The organism is Oceanisphaera sediminis (assembly GCF_039539745.1).
Lineage (GTDB): Bacteria > Pseudomonadota > Gammaproteobacteria > Enterobacterales > Aeromonadaceae > Oceanimonas > Oceanimonas sediminis.
Map to the genome: position 1 here is coordinate 43,845 of NZ_BAABDS010000014.1, position 15,252 is coordinate 59,096.

The 15,252-nt window shown below is 58.3% G+C and carries 12 protein-coding genes and 1 tRNA gene; 7 read left to right on the forward strand and 6 right to left on the reverse strand.

Annotated features, from left to right (window positions below):
• Positions 1-63: 63 nt before the first annotated feature.
• Positions 64-1,278: a beta-ketoacyl-ACP synthase I gene (fabB, locus tag ABD827_RS05680; protein WP_344963167.1), complete on the reverse strand. Its 1,215-nt coding sequence runs from the start codon at positions 1,276-1,278 to the stop codon at positions 64-66.
• A gap of 105 nt (positions 1,279-1,383) precedes the next feature.
• Here fabB and mnmC point away from each other — a divergent pair, with 105 nt between their 5' ends.
• A complete protein-coding gene (gene mnmC / locus ABD827_RS05685) occupies positions 1,384-3,375 on the forward strand; it encodes a bifunctional tRNA (5-methylaminomethyl-2-thiouridine)(34)-methyltransferase MnmC2/FAD-dependent 5-carboxymethylaminomethyl-2-thiouridine(34) oxidoreductase MnmC1 (RefSeq protein WP_344963169.1) in 1,992 nt (663 codons plus the stop codon).
• A 213-nt stretch (positions 3,376-3,588) separates the two neighbouring features.
• Here mnmC and ABD827_RS05690 read toward each other — a convergent pair whose 3' ends face one another.
• Positions 3,589-4,098, reverse strand: coding sequence for a DUF922 domain-containing protein (locus ABD827_RS05690; protein WP_344963171.1), 510 nt, complete (start codon positions 4,096-4,098; stop codon positions 3,589-3,591).
• Between the two features lie 190 nt (positions 4,099-4,288).
• On the opposite strand from ABD827_RS05690, the gene corA reads away from it, so the two are divergent.
• Positions 4,289-5,236 (forward strand): magnesium/cobalt transporter CorA, encoded by a 948-nt coding sequence (gene corA / locus ABD827_RS05695; RefSeq protein WP_344963173.1) that lies wholly within the window; start codon positions 4,289-4,291, stop codon positions 5,234-5,236.
• Between the two features lie 98 nt (positions 5,237-5,334).
• Here the strand turns inward: corA and nrdD are convergent, their stop codons facing one another.
• Together nrdD and nrdG are read right to left on the reverse strand one after the other, a co-directional pair.
• Positions 5,335-7,110 (reverse strand): anaerobic ribonucleoside-triphosphate reductase, encoded by a 1,776-nt coding sequence (gene nrdD / locus ABD827_RS05700; RefSeq protein ID WP_344963175.1) that lies wholly within the window; start codon positions 7,108-7,110, stop codon positions 5,335-5,337.
• Positions 7,107-7,562 carry an anaerobic ribonucleoside-triphosphate reductase activating protein gene (nrdG, locus tag ABD827_RS05705; protein WP_344963176.1) on the reverse strand — a complete coding sequence of 152 codons (456 nt, stop codon included), beginning with the start codon at positions 7,560-7,562 and terminating at the stop codon, positions 7,107-7,109. The genes nrdD and nrdG overlap by 4 nt, the downstream gene beginning before the upstream one ends.
• A gap of 297 nt (positions 7,563-7,859) precedes the next feature.
• Here nrdG and ABD827_RS05710 point away from each other — a divergent pair, with 297 nt between their 5' ends.
• Positions 7,860-8,330 (forward strand): CreA family protein, encoded by a 471-nt coding sequence (locus ABD827_RS05710; RefSeq protein ID WP_344963178.1) that lies wholly within the window; start codon positions 7,860-7,862, stop codon positions 8,328-8,330.
• Positions 8,331-8,696: 366 nt separating this feature from the next.
• On the opposite strand, the gene uvrB is transcribed toward ABD827_RS05710, so the two are convergent.
• On the reverse strand, positions 8,697-10,697 hold the full coding sequence (uvrB, locus tag ABD827_RS05715; RefSeq protein ID WP_344963180.1) for an excinuclease ABC subunit UvrB: 2,001 nt from the start codon (positions 10,695-10,697) through the stop codon (positions 8,697-8,699).
• Positions 10,698-10,852: 155 nt separating this feature from the next.
• Between uvrB and ABD827_RS05720 the strand changes: the two genes are divergently transcribed.
• Positions 10,853-10,928, forward strand: a tRNA-Asn gene (locus tag ABD827_RS05720).
• Between the two features lie 622 nt (positions 10,929-11,550).
• Here ABD827_RS05720 and ABD827_RS05725 read toward each other — a convergent pair.
• On the reverse strand, positions 11,551-12,816 hold the full coding sequence (locus tag ABD827_RS05725) for a PTS transporter subunit EIIC (RefSeq protein ID WP_344963182.1): 1,266 nt from the start codon (positions 12,814-12,816) through the stop codon (positions 11,551-11,553).
• 118 nt (positions 12,817-12,934) lie between these two features.
• On the opposite strand from ABD827_RS05725, the gene nagB reads away from it, so the two are divergent.
• Genes nagB through ABD827_RS05740 form a run of 3 tightly spaced genes read left to right on the forward strand, consistent with a single transcriptional unit; the run spans position 12,935 to position 15,236 of the window.
• Entirely contained in the window at positions 12,935-13,744 is an 810-nt protein-coding gene (gene nagB, locus ABD827_RS05730) for a glucosamine-6-phosphate deaminase (RefSeq protein ID WP_344963184.1), read from the forward strand.
• A 3-nt stretch (positions 13,745-13,747) separates the two neighbouring features.
• Positions 13,748-14,890 (forward strand): N-acetylglucosamine-6-phosphate deacetylase, encoded by a 1,143-nt coding sequence (gene nagA, locus ABD827_RS05735; protein WP_344963186.1) that lies wholly within the window; start codon positions 13,748-13,750, stop codon positions 14,888-14,890.
• A 28-nt stretch (positions 14,891-14,918) separates the two neighbouring features.
• Complete coding sequence (locus tag ABD827_RS05740; protein ID WP_298722014.1) at positions 14,919-15,236, forward strand: translation initiation factor; 318 nt, start codon at positions 14,919-14,921, stop codon at positions 15,234-15,236.
• Positions 15,237-15,252: the final 16 nt, after the last annotated feature.

Genomic DNA, 15,252 nt, shown 5'->3' on the forward strand with positions numbered 1-15,252 from the left:
CGTGAAAATGAAGCACAAAAAGGGCGCCGAAGCGCCCTTTTTTAGTGCGGTATTAACCGGCTATCAGCCTTTATACTTGCTGAACACCAGGCTGGCGTTGGTGCCGCCAAAACCGAAGCTGTTGGACATGACGGTGTCCAGCTCGGCTTCTTTGTACTCGCTCACGATAGGCAGGTTCTTGGCCTTTTCGTCCAGCTCGGTAATGTTGATGCTTGGCGCGATGAAGCCGTGCTGCAACATCAGCAGCGAGTAGACCGCTTCATGCACACCGGCGGCGCCCAGCGCGTGGCCGGTCATCGCCTTGGTGGCGGAGATGTAAGGGGCATGGTCGCCAAACAGGTTGTTGATGGCTTCCAGCTCTTTCACATCGCCGACCGGAGTCGAGGTACCGTGAGTGTTGATGTACTGCACCGGGGCCGGTGCCGTGGCCATGGCCTGCTGCATGCAGCGAACCGCGCCTTCACCGGACGGTGCCACCATGTCGTAACCGTCGGACGTGGCGCCGTAACCGGTAATTTCGGCATAGATCTTGGCGCCGCGCTTGAGGGCGTGCTCCAGCTCTTCCACCACCACCATGCCGCCGCCACCGGAGATAACGAAGCCGTCACGGCCCGCATCGTAGGTACGGGAGGCCAACTCGGGCGTCTCGTTGTATTTGCTCGACAGCGCGCCCATGGCGTCAAACTGCAGGGCCAGGGTCCAGTCTACTTCTTCACCGCCACCGGCAAACACGACGTCCTGCTTACCCAACTGAATCTGTTCCAGTGCATGGCCGATACAGTGGGCTGAGGTCGCACAGGCCGAGCTGATGGTGTAGTTGATACCCTTGATCTTGAACGGGGTCGCCAGACAGGCGGACACGGTCGAGGACATGGTGCGCGGCACCATATAGGGACCAACCCGACGCACGCCTTTTTCACGCAGCGTGTCGCAGGCTTCAATCTGGTTCTTGGAAGAAGCACCGCCCGAGCCGGCTACCAGGCCGGTACGCTCGTTGGAAACCATGGACTCATCAAGGCCCGCATCGGCGATCGCCTGTTCCATGGAAAGATAGGCAAAGGCCGCCGCGTCGCCCATGAAGCGCATGACTTTACGGTCGATATGCTCGGACGGGTTCAGTTTAATGTTCCCCCATACCTGGCTGCGCAGGTTATGATCAGCAAACTGCTGGGAGAAGCTAATACCGGAGCGGCCAGCCTTGAGTGAGGCCAGAACCTCTTCCTGATTGTTACCAATGCTGGATACCACGCCGATACCGGTAATGACTGCTCTTCTCATCTATCTTTCCTACTGTCTTGATTTGCCGCCAATTCTAACCATAAAACATGGTCAAACTGGTCTGCTTTCACATAAAATGACCGTTTTTACGGCCCCGGAGGTTCAGTGTCACCCCACTTCATTACAACCGCGAGTCTGGACTGGAATGACCAGGGCACGCCGGTCGCCGCTGCGTTCGACGATGTTTACTTTTCCAATGACGACGGTCTGGCCGAAACCCGTTACGTGTTTCTTGGCCATAATGGCCTGCCCGAGCGCTGGATTAACCATGATCGCTCGCTGTTTGTGGTGGCCGAGACCGGCTTTGGTACCGGCCTGAATGTTCTGGCCACCTGGCAGGCCTTTATCGACTATCGCCGGCAACATCCGCAAGGTAACACCCAACGCCTGCACCTGATCAGCGTGGAAAAATTTCCGCTTACCCACGCCGATCTGCAGCAGGCACTGGGCCAATGGCCAGAGCTTAGCATTTTAAGCGAACGTTTGTTAGCTGAATATCCGGCTGCAATCGGCGGTTGTCATCGGCTGCATCTGGCCGACGATGTGTGCCTGGATTTGTGGCTCGGAGACGTGGCCGAACTGCTGCCGCAGATGGAAGCGGGCCTGGCCGGCAAGGTGGATGCCTGGTATCTGGACGGCTTTGCGCCGAGCAAGAATCCCGAGATGTGGACGCCACAACTGTTCGCACAACTGGCCCGTCTGGCACGTAGTGGCGCCACCCTCGCTACCTTTACTGCCGCCGGTTTCGTGCGCCGCGGGCTGAACGAAGCCGGCTTCAGGGTCGCGCGCGTCAAGGGCTTTGGCCGCAAGCGGGAAATGCTGGCAGGTGTGCGTGGCAGCGATAACCGTGCCCCCTACCCTGCGCCCTGGTTCTGGCGCCGTCCGGGTCGGGCCGGGCACACCATTATTGTAGGGGCCGGTATTGCCGGGGCCACCCTGGCGCACGCCCTGACCCGGCGCGGTCAAAAGGTAACCCTGCTTGAGCAGAATGCAGCACCGGCGATGGGTGCTTCGGGCAACCGCCAGGCCGCCGTCTATCCGCTTATCAACGGCGATCATGATCACCTGAGCCAGTTCTACCTGCAGGCCTTTTTGTACGGCCGCCGCACCTTGCCCACCCTGGCCGAACGCCATGATGTGATTCATGACTGGTGTGGCGTGGTGCAGCTGGCCTACGACGCCAAGAGCAGCGCCAAAATAGACAAGTTGCTGGCAAGCCCCGTTGCCCGCGCCCTGGTGCAACCGTTAACCGCCGAGCAGGTCAATGCACGTACCGGTATCGCGGCCAACCTGCCCGGCATCGAATATTCGCTGGGCGGCTGGATTTGCCCCTTTGAGCTGACCGCCGCCCTGCTGGTCGAGGCACAGAACACCGGCCTGCTTGAGTGTCATTACCAGACCCGGGTCGAGCAGCTGGCACGAAAAGACAGCCAGTGGCACATCACCACCGACGGTGACTCTTTTTGTGCCGACACCCTGGTACTGGCCAACGGCCATGAATTAACCACCTGGCCGCAAACCCGGGCACTGGCGCTGTCGCCGGTGCGAGGTCAGGTAAACTATCAGCCTTCCAGCCCCAGCATAGCGCCACTGAATACCGTGGTCTGTTACGAAGGGTATCTCACTCCGGCCTGGCAGGGTGCCCATTGCGTTGGCGCCAGCTATGGTCGCAGGCAGTCGGCACTGGATTATCGAGAGCAGGACGAGCAGGACAACCTGCACAAGCTGGTGCGCACCCTGCCCGCGCTGGACGATTTGACGCCCAGGGCGGGCGCCGGCCGGGTGAGTGTGCGCGCCGCCTGTCGCGATCATCTGCCACTGGCCGGCGCCGCGCCGGACAAGACCGCCCAACTACAGCAATATGCCCTGATGCCACGTCGAAAGTGGGAAGCCTTGCCGCTGGCGGACGATCATGCCGGGCTCTTTGTGATGTCCGGCTTGGGTTCACGCGGTCTGTGCTCGGCGCCCTTGCTGGCCGAGCTTATCACCGCCCAGTTGCTGGATGAGCCTTACCCGCTGTCCCAGGGGCAATTGGCGGTGCTTAACCCCAACCGACACTGGGTGCGCAAGCTGTTGAAGGGAAAACCCGTGGAGTAATAGCATCAGCCGATTCGGTACAAGTCATACCTGAACCCAACAAGCCGTGCCGGAGTATCAGGTCGGATAACGGAATCTGCTCAGCCGACCTTCTGTTTCAGGGATGAAACAGAGAGCGTACAAGGAGGTATTCATAGCGAGTCGGCGGAGCGGGTCCGTTGTCCGACGCTTACACAGCAATGGAAAGTGATCGTTTGTTTAATGTAATCGGTATTATTCGGCTGCGGCTGAATCCGGGCGGATCAGCCCCAGGTTACGGCCATAGTCATTCTGCTGCTGAAAGTGCTGTAACAGGGTGCGGGCAATGTCGAGCTGGTGATAGCCGACATTGTCCGCGACCTGGCGCAACTGGTCACAATTTTCCTGGGGCGCTATCTGAAACAGTGAGCGCTCCAGCCATTCGGCCGACAGCAAGGCCCGCTCGCGCACCAGTCGCTCGTAAGCGGTGAGTGCCAGCCGGTAATTCTGCCAGGCCGGGGTTTGCGGCCACTCCAGCGGCTCGGTCACCGTGGCCGTCAACGACACCACCACCTGGCCCGGACGGCAGCCGTAATCCGTATGCTGGCCCGATAACTGCCAGGACATGCGGTAGTCTACATCGGCCAGGCTGGGCTCTAGCTCACTGGAGCCATAAACGTCCACGGTTTGCCGTGCCTTCAGCACCATGTCGGCAGCGACAGGCATCGCCAGCAGCAGCATCAAGGCACAACATATCTGTTTCACTGGCGTTCTCCGATGGCACATTATGTAGCGGGATCCTGTCATTATAGGCCGGGCGCCGAGTCAAGTCATTTGAGTCTACCCCTCTTCAGGCTAAAATTCGCGCCAAAAAACACGCTCATACATAGATTGCCTGACATCCGGCAGTGGCCTCTATATAGTGCAAGTCATTGTTTACCGGTTGGAGCGCTGCATGATCACAGCCTACACCCTGAATGGAAAATCTCTCGATATTCAGCCACTCAACCTGGAGGACAGCCTGCCTCCCAACACCCTGTGGCTGGATATCCTCAAACCGGACGAGCAGGAACAACGCTGGATGAAACAGCTGTTCGTGGAAGAAGTGCCGGAGCTGGACGAGCTGGACGATATCGAAGCCTCGGCCCGTTTCTACCGGGATAAAGACGGACTGCATATCCATTCGCTGTTCCCTCAGCGCATGGGCAAGGAAATAGACGGCATCAACGTGCTGTTTACCTTGCGTAAAGACATGCTGATCAGCTTTCGGGAAGACGATCTCGGCCTGATGCGGCTGCTGCGCCACTATATGCGGCAGGATCGGCTAGAAGCGAGAGACGCCCCGGAGCTGCTGCTGGAAATTTTTCAGCTCAAAATCGAATATATTTCCGATTTGATTGAAGACGGCTACAAAACCCTGGAAGCCACCGCCAAACAGGTGCTGCAGGTGGATGATCTGCGCCAGACCATGTCGGATTTGATGTTGCAGGAAGACGGCAACGGCCACATTCGGCTGGCCTTGTACGATACCCGGCGGGCATTGCGTTTCATGAAGCGATCCATGCGCCAGAGCGGCAACGACGAGCAGCGCAAATGGATCGACGAAATGCTCTACGACATCGAATCGCTGCTGCCCCATACCCAGTTTCTGTTCGACAAGATCAACTTTCAGCTGGAAGCCGCCATGGGCTTTACCAGCCTGGAGCAGAGCAAGGTGATCAAGATTTTCTCGGTGGCGGCGGTGGTGTTTCTGCCCCCTACCCTGATTGCCAGCATCTATGGCATGAACTTCAAGATCCTGCCGGAGCTGGGCTTTGATTACGGCTATCCGATGTCGCTGGTGATGATGCTGATGTCGGCCTGCGGCACCTATTACTTCTTCAAACGCAAAGGCTGGCTGTAACTTCAGGGACTAGGGATTTGTGATCAGGGATTAGGGAAAGAGCTTAAAACCGCTCCCCCGAATCCCCAGTCCCCAGTCCCCAGTCCCCAGTCCCGATATTACCGGTGGTAGAAACGCCGGCCATGCTCGTTCCGGCGACCGGCGCTGAACGCCGACACCCGCTTCAGATAACCGATCACCCGGGTGGCATGGTCTATGTCTTCACTACCACAGGCGCTACAGCTCCAGTCGGTATGCTTGCTGATATGGCTGCATTCGTTGCAGATGGTGCTGCGTACATTGACGGTAAAATAGTGGCAGCCGGTGGCGGCGGCAACACGGTACAACTGTCGGTAGCCGGCAGGGGTCAGATGCTCGTCCAGATTCAGATGCAGCGCCGAACCACCGTCCAGGAATTGCACCAACTCGCGCCCGTGCAGCACGAATTTGTCGAGAACCTGAGTATCATCCTCGTCTTCCACCACATAGAAGTAGGAGTTATAGCAGTCACGGGGCACCTGATAGCCGTCGGCCCTGTCCCACTTGGCGTTTTTCACCCCCAGGTTTTCCGCCGGCACAAACTCGGTATTGAACAGGTAGCCGTAGTCCTGACGCGCCTTACGGTTGGCATCATAGATAATTTTCAGCCGTTCACTGACAAAGGCCTGGTAGTCGGGGTTGTTACTGGCCTTGATGCCTCTGTATTCCGCCGCCTCGACCATGCCGTTGATGCCGATGGTCAGAAACTGCTTGTCCAGGCTGATAAAACCGGCGTCATACACCGTCAGTATGCCTTTGGCCAGGAAGTCCTCCATCAAGCTCCGGTAGGCCACCTGATAACGCTGAATCTTCTCGATTTCGACCAGCAGGTCCCGTCCGTCCTGCTCCAGCCGGTTCATGTTCAGGGTGATGACATTAATGGAGCCGGTGGCCACTCCACCCGCACCCAGGGTGTAGGAAAAGGTGTGATCGGTCACCTCATTGCGCAACCGACAGCAGGACGCCAGCGAGTCGGGGGTGTCGGACATATAGATGAAGAAGCTGTTGCCCCGGCTCATCTGCTCGGCGCACATCTCGGCAAAGGCATCATCTGCCGGTGCGCCATCCTTGGTGAGCATGGCGGCGGTCACCACCGGGAAGGTCAATATCGCCTTGCGCCGCTCCTCGTTGAACCATTCCAGAAAATGCTCCTGCAGTCGGCTTACCGAGTCGCCGTTGGGCTGGCTGCCGTCGGGAAACACAAAGAATTCGAACATGGTGTTGAAATAGTCCCGGTCGAACAGGGAAATGTTCCAGAACACGCTCTGGTAGCCACGGGCCGCGGCCGGCTGGTTGATGGCATAGACCACATGCTGCAGATGATTGTTGATGGCATGGGTATGCTCGGTCAGGTAATTATCGCCATAATCCCGGCGGGCAAAATGATCGAAATAGGTGAGAAATTCGACCGTAGCCACCGCCCCGGCGAACTGGGAGCTGATGGCAAACACCATATTGACGAAGGCACCGCAGAACGCTTCCAGGTGTCTGGGGGCCTTGCTCTCGCCACCGAGTTTGGTGAGGCCGTCGAGCAGGAAGGGATACATGGTCACCGACACGCAATAGGGCTTGAGACTGGTCTCATCGTGCACATAAATTTCATGTGCTTCAATCTGGCGTTCATACTCCGTGGCCAGAGCATCATCAAACAACTCGGCTATCTTGTTTTTCACCAGGCCACGGTTCACCTGCACAAAAAAATCCTTCATCAGCTCCGCCTCGGCGGTAGCGATGTTCTTTTGAGTCACATTGGCGTTGGGGTCCATTACAGAACCATCCGCCGCATTGTTAGCATTCAGATAGGCATTGAAGCTGGCGATCTTGGCCTCAAGCTGGTCGGGGTGCAGGTGTATCATGAACGTCTCCAAAAATGATGATTGAGGGATTCGCCGCTGGGCAGGCAAATCAACTGTTGGTTACTGTGTCTGGAGTCAAGGCCACCCAGGTGCGCCACCCAGGCCCCGGTTTTCAGGTAGTCCAGCTCGGCCATCAGGGTCTGGCTTATTCTGTCCCGACCGCTGTACAGGCAGGTTTTCAGCCCCTGCTCCCGCGCCAGCTGCAACAGAGGCAGCAATGCATCCCGATCCCATTCTCCACCGAAAAACAACACGCAGGTCAGTAGCCCCTGATAGCGCGTCAGCCAGCCTTGCAGCCGCTCGGGTGTTAACCGGGTCCCCGCCGCCGGATCCCAGCTGTCCTGGCTGTGACAGCCGGGACACGCCAGTGGACACCCCGTTACCAGCCAGGCCAGGCTGACTTCACCCGGCACTTCCTGCAGCACGACCCTGGGTTCAAACGCATTCAGCATAACGGCACCAAAAACACTACATGTTGTGCCAAGAGTAAATATAAACACCATATATGGAAACAGCCGAACAACCGCATTAGCTGTTTCACTGATCTGGATCAGTCTTCGGCATGCAAACCGATAGGGTATTTAAGAGTGATAGATTCGTTTGAAGCAGGCCCCGAGGCCGACCATTACCTCGGCAAAACGGCAGGTAGAGCCGCGCCCCCAAAGGCAGTTAAGTTTGGCGGCACCGGCCGAGTATGGTAAGAACTGGGGTTGTTTGTTAATACGCTGCTTGATACAAGGAACCTGCTCATGTTCAAAAGAACGGCCGCCCTGCTTTGCCTGTCTACCCTGCTGCTAGGTTGTGATAACAATGAGGTGGGCGATGTGTCTCTGGGTATGTTCACCACCAAAGACATCAAAATCGAGGTGCTGACCGATCCGGGCGTGCCCGGCGTGACCTGCCACATGTCCAACATCGTCGCCGATCTGGACCTGGCCGATCCCTCCGACATGTCAATCAGCTGCCGTCAGACCGGCGAAATTACCGCCGCCATGATCGCCGCCATCGATACCTCCAAGAGCGGCGAAATCGTGTTCAAGAAATCGAAGAGTATTTTTCTCAAGAGCCTGAAGATCCGCCGCATCTATGACGACCAAAGCCAGTCATTGCTATATGTTGCCTACAGCACCAAGGAAACCAGCGGCAGCTACAAACATTCCATGTCCACCGTGCCGCTGTGGGGTACCCTGGCTTATCAGCTCCCCCAGACTGGTCAGTAATACCAATCCCAGTAATGATCTGGTCATATTAAGGCCTCAGATCAGAGGCAACACAGCCGCCTCCCACGACACGCCATAAACCCATCCATGGGGGCTCAGGAAATGCCATCCTTGGCATTTCACGGTCGTGGGAGCCGATCTCTGTTGCCTCTCCTCTAGCACCAAGGTGTCTGCAGGGCGCTCACTCAGGCAACTCCTTGGCATCAGGGAGGATAAAGGGATCTGCTCCGCCGACCCTTCGCGCCAGGGATGGCGTGGTGGAGCCCCCATGGATGGGTTCACGGCGAGTCGGCGGAGCTGGCCCTTTGTCCGACCTTTACAAAGTAACCTAACAGATCAATTACTTAATCGGTTCGGTATTACCGCTTAACTGCGGATCAACTGCTCACGCAGTTCGTGGATGCGGTCGCGGGTGGCGGCAGCCTGTTCGAACTCCAGGTTGCGGGCGTGCTCGAGCATGGTTTTTTCCAGCGCGGTAATCTGCTTGTCCAACTCTTTGGCGGTCGGCAGATGTTCGGGTAACGGCGTTTTGTCCTTGGCACGCTTGGAGCCGATACGGCGGCTGCCGTCCAGATCCATCACGTCGGTCACGCCCTTGATCAGTCCTTTGGGCACGATGCCGTGCTCTTCGTTGAACTGCTGCTGCACTTCGCGGCGGCGCTCGGTTTCACTCATAGCAGCGGCCATCGAACGGGTAATGCGGTCGGCGTACAGAATGGCCTTGCCATTAAGGTTACGGGCCGCCCGGCCTATGGTCTGGATCAGCGAGCGTTCCGAGCGCAGAAAGCCTTCCTTGTCCGCATCCAGAATCGCCACCAGAGACACTTCCGGCATGTCCAGCCCTTCACGCAGCAGGTTGATGCCCACCAATACGTCGAACTTGCCCAGGCGCAGATCGCGAATGATCTCCATGCGCTCCACGGTGTCGATATCCGAATGCAGGTAACGCACCTGAAGGCCGTGATCGTTCAGGTATTCGGTCAGATCTTCGGCCATGCGTTTGGTGAGGGTGGTCACCAGCACCCGTTCGTTTTGCGCGATACGCAGCCGCGCTTCAGACAAGACGTCGTCCACCTGGGTGGCCACCGGCCGCACTTCCAGCACCGGATCGAGCAGCCCGGTGGGGCGCACCACCTGCTCGGCCACATCATCACCGGACTTGTCCAGTTCATAGGGCCCGGGGGTCGCCGACACAAACACCGTTTGCGGCATCAGTGCCTCGAACTCCTCGAAGCGCATGGGGCGGTTATCCAGCGCCGAGGGCAGACGAAAGCCGTATTCCACCAGGGTTTCCTTGCGCGAACGGTCGCCTTTATACATGCCGCCAATCTGCGGCACAGTAACGTGGGATTCATCGATGATCAGCAGGCCGTCACCGGGCAGATAATCGAACAGCGTGGGCGGTGCCTCGCCTTCGCCCCGGCCCGACAGGTAACGGGAGTAGTTTTCGATGCCCGAGCAATAACCCAGCTCCTGAATCATCTCGATATCGAACTGGGTGCGCTGGCTGATGCGCTGCTCTTCCAGCAGCTTGTTGGCCGACAGCAGCTGCGCCTTGCGCGCCTGCAACTCCACCTTGATATGCTCGATGGCGCCGAGCAGTTTCTCCCGCGGGGTCACGTAGTGGGTCTTGGGGTAAATGGTAAAGCGCGCCAGGGTCTGGGATTGCGCGCCGGTAAGGGGGTCGAACAGGCTGATGCGCTCGATTTCGTCATCGAACAGTTCGACCCGCACCGCCTGGTTGTCCGACTCGGCCGGAAAGATATCGATCACCTCCCCCCGCACCCGAAAGGTACCGCGCTGAAAACCGGCGTCGTTGCGGGTATATTGCAGTTCCGCCAGCCGGCGCAGCATGTCGCGCTGGTTCAGCATATCGCCCACCCGCAGGTGCAGCATCATGCTCAGGTAAGACTGGGGGTCGCCCAGACCGTAGATGGCCGATACCGAGGCCACGATAATCACGTCGCGCCGCTCCATCAGCGCCTTGGTGGCCGACAGCCGCATCTGCTCGATGTGATCGTTGATGGAGGCGTCTTTCTCGATAAAGGTATCGGTCGTCGGCACATAGGCTTCGGGCTGATAGTAGTCGTAGTAGGAAACGAAGTACTCGACCGCGTTATGAGGAAAGAATTCCTTCATCTCGCCATAAAGCTGGGCGGCCAGGGTCTTGTTGGGCGCCAGTATCATGGTGGGCCGGTTCAGCTCGGCAATGACATTGGCCACGGTAAAGGTTTTACCCGAGCCGGTTACCCCCAGCAGGGTCTGATGAGCCAGGCCGGCATCGATCCCCTCCAGCAGTTGCGCAATCGCCGTCGGCTGATCACCTCCGGGCTGATATTCGCTGACCAGTTGGAAATCTTTGCTCATCACCTACTCTCCTCTTGATTCGACCCCCAGTTTACCCCCGGTGAAGCGCTGAATTTAAGCAAAAACTGCCGCTACTGTCTTAAGGGTCAAAATTCGTATTTTATCCTTGACCCGCCTGCTATGGCTGCGTATTATCTGCGGCCTCTTCACGAGATTCCCCCTTAGTTCAGTTGGTAGAACGCCGGACTGTTAATCCGTATGTCGCTGGTTCGAGTCCAGCAGGGGGAGCCAAATTTCGCACTACCTCTCTTGACTTATCCACTAGAAGCACTCTGCCTTCGCCAAGAAACCCACAATTTGTGCCTTTACTCTAATGTCGCTGTTATCGTTCAGATATCGAGCGAAATTTTGTCGTGACTTTTTCAAGATATTGTTTTTTAAGTATTTATTTTCTGGTTAAAAAAATAGCTGTTTATCCGAGAGGCCTGCCCTGTCTGGCTTTGCACCGGTTGTATGATGGTAATCCACAACCTTATCCACAGAAATGGTGGATAAGTGCAGCCAAGCCGGTTGCCACAAGGCTCAGGCGCTCTGTGCATAACATTGAGGGCCAGCCCGGCCGTCGGGCACACACTTGACAGCGCGAAAAACACTCCCCCGGCACCGAAATACCGCCGTCGACTAATTACAGTTAACTGCCGTCGAGTGGCATGTCTGAGCCGACTTAAGCTGTTTTTTCACGTTGTTTGCATCGCTTATACGCTGAAATAATAAAAACGGGCCCGACTTGCGCCGATCCCGCTTGTAATATCGCGAGGTCATCGTGTTGCTACGCTAGTGTGCTGTGCCATCAGCACATTGAGCGTGGCGGCCAGTGCGTCCGCCCGGAGCCCCGACCAATTGCAGGTTTTGCTTACCCAGCCGGATCACCTCGCTCCCCCCCGGCGTCATCAACCGGCGTGGTCTCGTCCCCCAAGGGGCGCAGCGTGAATAGCCGAATGGCGAAATAGAAGGTCACGAAATAAATCACGCCAAACGCCACGCCGATGGCCACCAGCGTCCAGGGCCGGGTAGCCAGATCCCAGTTCAGTATCAGGTCGAACAGCCCGGCGGAAAAACCAAAACCATGCAGTACGCCGAACAGGTTGGTCACCAGCAGCGCCAGCCCGGTCAGCAATATGTGCAACACATAAAGCAACGGCGCCATAAACAGTAAAAAGAATTCCAGTGGTTCGGTAATGCCGGTCAGCATGGCGGTTATCGCCAATGACAACAGCAGGCCGCCCACCTGGGCACGCTGTCCTTTGGGGGCGGCCAGGGTCATGGCCAGCGCCCCTGTCGGCAGACCGAAGAGGATGACCGGGTAAAAGCCGGCCATAAAGACCCCGGCGCCAGGGTCGCCGGCAAAGAAGCGGTGCAGATCACCCCGGGTGACCTCGGTGGCCAGCCCGGTGATCACGCCGCCATCCTCGCCCGGCACCGGGCCGCCCACCGCCAGCGTCTGCACCAGTGCCGGGTCCAGACACAGCTGCTGTACTTTATCCGCCGCTTCATAACTCAACTGCAGACAGGCGCCAAAATCAAACCAGATATGGCTGCTCAGCACCTGATGCAACCCCAGTGGTGTCAACACACGATTAAGCACCCCATAGAGAAACGGGCCAAAGGGTCCCAGGGCCGGAAGGCCCGCAGCGATACTATCAGCCGTCTGCAACAGCAGCGGCCAGACCAGGCCCATGATAAAGGCCGCCAGCAAGGCAAAGAGTCCGCTCATGATGGGCACCAGCCGCTTGCCGCCGAAGCAGGCCAGAAAGCCGGGCAGCCGCACGCGATGAAAGCGGTTATCGCTGTGACCGGCAATGATGCCGGCGATAATGCCGCCGAGAAAAGACAAGTCGATGTCGCCGTTGATGGCGCTGGCCGCACCGGTCAGCACCAGGTAGCCCACGGCGCCGGCCAGGGCGGCGGCCCCGGCGTGGTGTTGAGTCAGGCCCACCGCAATTCCCAGACAAAACAACAACGGCAGTTGATTGAAAATGGCCGCCCCCGCCTCGGCCATCAAGGCGATGCCCAGCAAATCTGGCTGACCCAGGCGCAGCAGCAAGGCCGCAACAGGCAGCGTGGCCAAAGGTAACATCAACGCCTTGCCCAGCTTCTGAAAGTATCCCAGCACCTTCACGGCAGATCTCCTTATGCAATATGGAACACCCCGGCACGGCCCATGCCGGCCAGCGTCTTGCTTAGGTCGCCATTCGAAATATGGTAGGCTTTTGGCATATCACCACGAGAAGCCCGCCATGCGTTTAATTCCTTTCGCCAGTGCAAACCAGGTCAGCCGCTGGGCTGCCCATTACCTTGCCGAGCGCATCAATGCCTTTGCGCCCGACGCCCGACGCCCCTTCGTGCTCGGGCTGCCCACCGGCAGCACGCCGCTGGCCACCTATCATGAACTGGTTGCTTTGCATCGGGCGGGAAAGCTCAGTTTTCGTCATGTGGTTACCTTCAATATGGACGAATACGTCGGATTACCGCCAGAACATCCACAAAGCTATCACTACTTTATGCACCAAAACCTGTTCCGGCATCTGGATATCAAGCCGAATAATATTCATATTCCCGACGGCATGGCCGACGATCTCGAGGCCGAGTGCCGCCGCTATGAAGCGGCCATTCGCCACTTTGGCCCTGTTCATCTGTTTATGGGCGGCGTGGGCAGCAACGGGCATATCGCCTTCAATGAGCCCATGCCACCTTTCGACTCATCTACTCATATCAGCACCCTGAGCGAGATCACCCGGCAGGACAACGCCCGCTTTTTCAACCAGGATCCGCAACAGGTACCGACTCGGGCGCTGACCATTGGCCTGGGCACCTTGCAGGAAGCGGAACAGGTCATGTTGCTGGTGACCGGCCAACACAAGGCGCAGGCGCTGCGAGCGGCCCTGGAAGGCGATGTCAGCCCCTTGTGGCCAATATCCTCGCTGCGGCGGCATAAAGACTGCCTGCTGGTATGCGATACCGATGCCACTCGGGATCTCTCGGCATCCTCTCTCGATGCGGCCTCGCCAATCGCCGCCAACGCGCTCATTCAGTCAGCCACGGAGTAACCGATGTTTGCCCTGACCCATTGCACCCTGTTTGACGGCGAGCGCCTGCTCGAACGCCAGGCGGTGGTGATCAAACAAGACCGAATTGTCGCCATTCAGCCCGAAGCCAACCTTGGTGCCGAACTGCCCCGTCACTCCTTGAACGGTGCCCTGCTGAGCGCCGGTTTCATCGACCTGCAGCTCAACGGCTGTGGCGGCGTCATGTTCAATAACGACATCAGCACTCGAACGCTGGATACCATGCACAGAACCAATCTAGGGTCTGGCACCACCAGCTTTCTGCCCACGCTGATCACCTCCCCCGACCGGGATATGCAGCAGGCGGTCGCGGTCACTCAAGACTACATGGCCCGGCATCAACATCGGGTATTGGGGCTGCATCTGGAAGGCCCCTACACCAACCTCGAGCGCAAGGGCATTCATCCGGCGGCGCAGATACGCCAGCTGGATGAGCCGATGCTGGAATTTTTGTGTCGGCATGCCGCCGTGATTGCCAAAATTACCCTGGCGCCCGAATGCAATAATCCCGCGCATATTCGCCGCCTGCAGGCCGCCGGCATTATGGTCGCCATGGGCCATACCGCCGCCAGTTATGATGAAGCCATGGCCGGCTTTGACGCCGGCGTCGGCTTTGCCACTCACCTCTACAACGCCATGACCCCCACCCTCAACGGCCGGTCACCCGGGGCCGTGGGGGCCGTGTTCGACAGCGAATCGGTATACGCGGGCATTATCGCCGATGGGGTGCATGTGCATGATGCCAATGTGCGACTGGCACACAAGGTACTGGGCCAGCGCCTGTGTCTGGTGACCGACGCCACCGCCGCCGCCGGTGCCGGGCCCGAGCTGACCCAATTCGACTTTTGCGGCACCCCGGTTCTGGTGCGCGATGGCCGCTGTGTGGACGAGCATGGTACACTCGGCGGCTCGGCGCTGACCATGATTGCCGGGGTCAAGAACCTGGTTGAACGGGTCGGCCTGCCGCTGGAAGAAGCGCTCTGCATGGCCAGCCTCTATCCGGCCCGAGCGCTGGGGCTCGACCATGAGCTCGGCGCCATTGCCGTCGGCAAGGTCGCCAATCTGGTGGTGCTGAGCCACCAACTGGACGTCAAGGCCACCCTGGTCAACGGCCGCTTCAGCACCTGATGTTATCACCGATTATTGAGTCAACAACATGAACAAACTGGTATACAGCACCGATCCCGACTGGCAGGCCGAGCAGGACAAATCCGCCGCCGGCCCCGGTCTTTTCCCCGACGATGGTACCGTCCGCTTGCGCCGCGAAACCAAGGGCCGCAAGGGTGCCGGCGTTATTTGCGTGTACGGCGTACCCACCGAGCAGGTCGGCACCCTGGCCAAGCAGCTGAAGAAACAGCTGGGCACCGGTGGCGCGGTGAAGAAAGGCGTGATCGAAATTCAGGGCGACCGGCTGGAGCAGGTCATGACGCTGTTGGTCAAGGCCGGTTTGCCGGTGAAAAAAGTCGGTGGCTAACACTTCGCTTGAATGC